Annotated in this window: 3 protein-coding genes; 1 reads left to right on the top strand and 2 read right to left on the bottom strand. The window is 52.8% G+C overall.

Going from position 1 to position 2,715, the window contains the following annotated elements:
* Positions 1-332: 332 nt before the first annotated feature.
* The gene (locus tag AC221Y_RS22950; RefSeq protein WP_486708603.1) at positions 333-1,382 is read right to left on the bottom strand and encodes a GFA family protein; all 1,050 of its coding nucleotides are present in this window, start codon (positions 1,380-1,382) and stop codon (positions 333-335) included.
* 64 nt (positions 1,383-1,446) lie between these two features.
* On the opposite strand from AC221Y_RS22950, the gene AC221Y_RS22945 reads away from it, so the two are divergent.
* Positions 1,447-1,605, top strand: a complete 159-nt coding sequence (locus AC221Y_RS22945) for a hypothetical protein (RefSeq protein WP_486708602.1) — start codon at positions 1,447-1,449, stop codon at positions 1,603-1,605.
* A 51-nt stretch (positions 1,606-1,656) separates the two neighbouring features.
* Here AC221Y_RS22945 and AC221Y_RS22940 read toward each other — a convergent pair whose 3' ends face one another.
* Positions 1,657-2,520 carry a hypothetical protein gene (locus tag AC221Y_RS22940; RefSeq protein ID WP_486708601.1) on the bottom strand — a complete coding sequence of 288 codons (864 nt, stop codon included), beginning with the start codon at positions 2,518-2,520 and terminating at the stop codon, positions 1,657-1,659.
* Between the last annotated feature and the right edge of the window lie 195 nt (positions 2,521-2,715).

Raw genomic sequence — 2,715 nt, 5'->3', positions numbered from 1 at the left:
CAATTTATTAAATAACTGGGGCTACCTCTTTGTGCCTGAAAGCTTCGGTCAATTTTTTTTGAAATGTGCGCGACGCAGCTAAGGTAAAAACGGCCCAAAGCCGCCTTCCAGCAACCAGCCCGGATTCTGCGGTGCGGCCCGTCGAAGCAGCCGTTGGTGCATGGTGCAGTATTTTTGTCGACTGAAACGTCGGTGTGCGGTACAAAAGAGCCGGTCGCTGTACATCAGCACCCGAAGACCGGTGTACTCTCTATTCTGCGGACTGAGCGTTTGTTTTGGCGCTGAGTTTGGGCATTTGAAACGAAGACCTTGGACCGATCGTGCCCACTTCTTCAAAACACTTCCGGTGGCTTGGCCAATGGCCCCCAACTTTCGGGATCAGGCAACCCGACACTCGCCCACGCTTCCTGCAAAACCTTGGAATCGGCGGATCGGGTTCGTGGCAGATCATCCAAGATATCGAACCAGGATATCTTGCTCTCAATGCCCGAGTGAACTGATGGCGCAAAGTTTTCCGGTTCATCAAGGCTCGATGTATGCACAACCAGATAGGCGGTTTCCCCCGGCCGAACCAGTTTGTAGGTGAGGCTTGCACCACATTGGGGACAGAATCCGCGTTCCGCTATCGGCGAGGACGCGAAATAGCTTGGTTCTTCATGCAAAAACCGAAATGCAGATAGCGGAAAAGCCGTCCATGCGTTTACCACTGATCCGGAGAATTTCCGACAGCAGCTGCAATGGCAGTAACCCGTGCTAAGCGGCGGCGCATGCACTTCGTATCGGATGGCTCCGCACAGACAGCCTCCCTGAATGACCGTGTTTGCCAAATCGTCTTCGTCAAAATCCAGAAAACCCCCTACTTTTCCGGGTTTTGACCGGGTCATGTAGACATGAATTTGGGTATCCGAATTCTTGAGTCGCTTGTAGCCGCAGTCTTCCAGCGGCAGGTCGACCTTGCCTTTGATCTGGGCCATCACGTCGCCTGACACGGCGATGCCACCCGGTTCTGCCATCGCCTCCAGCCTCGCGGCAACATTCACTCCGTCGCCCAGCAAATCGTCCCCCTGCACCACCACGTCTCCGACAGACACACCGATCCGAAGCACAAGAACCTCTTTGTCACCGGACTGGAGCGCCGCGAGCGCTGATGCCCGTTGAATTCCAACAGCACAACTCACCGCTTCCATCGTGCTCGAGAACTCAGCGAGGAAACCGTCTCCCGTGGATTTGAAAACCCGGCCTCTATGCGCCCCGACCAGCATTTCGATCACGTCGCATTTGAGCCGTTCCAACCGCTCCAGAGTTCCACTTTCATCGCGCGAAACAAGCCCTGCAAAACCAACGATATCCGTAGCCAAAATCGCCGCCAACTTGCGTTCCATGTCCACCCCCTCCGATCAGTCGGACCTGCGTGAGTCTTCCATTTCAAGGTATCATGAAACGTCGATGCATGAAACGTCGATGCAGGGAAATTTGGTCACGAATGCACTTCTTTTGACGACCCTTTTTTGGGTCGCTAAGGGCTCACTGCCGATCTTCGCTGCACTTGCAAACGAAATCAGCGGCACGGCGGCCATTTCCTACTTCGCAGGCGATAGTTTCTGATCCACTCCTCGGCCTCATTTATTAAATTTGGCTGAAAGAAGTCTAATCTGGTTATGTGTGATCTTTTGCGCCGGGAAATGGTCCAAGGCAACTGGAGCGATAAGAAACTTGAAATACATGATTGTAAAGCTGTGCGACCCACTGCTTGCCTTCCATTGTCTGCTCCAGATGCATGAGCGCCGGACCGATAAGTGGTTGCACCTGGTGCCAAAAGAACTTTGGAAACTGTTCCATTAAATCCATTGGCGACTTATAACCCATTTGTTCTGCAAACCCGGTTTCAGCGAACTCTTGGTAAAGCCCGCCTATCTTCCGATGGTAGAATGGATCTCCAATCTGTCCAATCAGATCGGCGGCGCGCACGAGAGCCGGCTCACTCTCTGTGTCGGCATAGGCAAGGTCATCCGGAACGGGAAATCGAGTATATTCGATGGCCTCAGCAATCCTCTCCTCGTCGATTAGATTAGTTGCTGCAAATCGTTGACGGGCATAGATTTTCCCGCGATCAACGTGATACGGAGCGAGAAAGGCATCAGAAGCGCCGCGCGGTGGACAAATCCTGGTTCCGTCCTCGTCTACGACGACTTCGGTTTCTGTATCACCTTCGCAGATTCCGCGGGAATAGCCAATGTCATGAACAAGAAGCGCTACAATGAAATGTAGCCAGTCTTCGGGTCGCACGGCTCGAGTAACCAATTGGCCACGGATGATTTGCTGACCAACCAGTGTCACCATCATCGTATGTTCGGCGTTATGGTAAAGGGCGTCCGAATTACCCAAACGCTCGAGCAGTATTTGCGCGCAACCGCTGATGAAGGTCGCGTATTCCTTTTTCCGTCCCGAAAAATATTGCAGGTAGGTCTCAGCGAGATGATCTCCAAATCTTGCGGCAATTACTGCGGTAGGATTGAACATAGTCATCTCCCAGTTTTGGACTTGTCGATTTTACAGTATCACTTCTGGATATTCATGTCAGCTCCGGGCTCACTGCCGACCTTCGCTGCAGATGCACTCCGACAAAAATGGGTCGTGACCCTGAGCGTCTGTTTTCTTAGGACGCGCCCGTTTTGTTTGCAGGTGCAGCGAATGTCGGCAAACCGCCCTTGGTGT

This window comes from Boseongicola sp. (assembly GCF_057460485.1).
This window is presented reverse-complemented; position numbering and strand designations above follow the sequence as displayed.